The sequence below is a fragment of the Stenotrophomonas sp. SrG genome, from assembly GCF_050031795.1.
Lineage (GTDB): Bacteria > Pseudomonadota > Gammaproteobacteria > Xanthomonadales > Xanthomonadaceae > Stenotrophomonas > Stenotrophomonas rhizophila_A.
The window spans coordinates 1-245 of record NZ_JBNBBE010000815.1; the positions used below are offsets into that span (position 1 = coordinate 1).

At 75.1% G+C, this 245-nt stretch carries 1 pseudogene; it reads right to left on the reverse strand.

The window, feature by feature from the left end:
• Positions 1–221, reverse strand: a pseudogene (locus ACQG3P_RS21820) (hypothetical protein); the annotation flags it as partial.
• Positions 222–245: the final 24 nt, after the last annotated feature.

The following is a 245-nucleotide window of genomic DNA, read 5'->3' on the forward strand; positions in this document are numbered from 1 at the left end:
TCCTGATCGAACTCCCACGGGGTGGCGTGGCAGTTGGCGCTCAGCGGCTCGCGGGTGAGGGCGCGGCCTCGGGCCGCGAAGAGCATCTGCTGCACGCCGCGCTCCAGCCTCGTCAGCGCCAGCGTGGCGGTGGTCGGTGCGTGCAGGGTCCTGCCGACATCTGCCAGTCGCCAGCGCGGCTGCGCCGAGGCGGGGTCCGGCGCGGTGGACCCAGGCGACACGCGGCGGCTCAGGCTGTGCAGGCC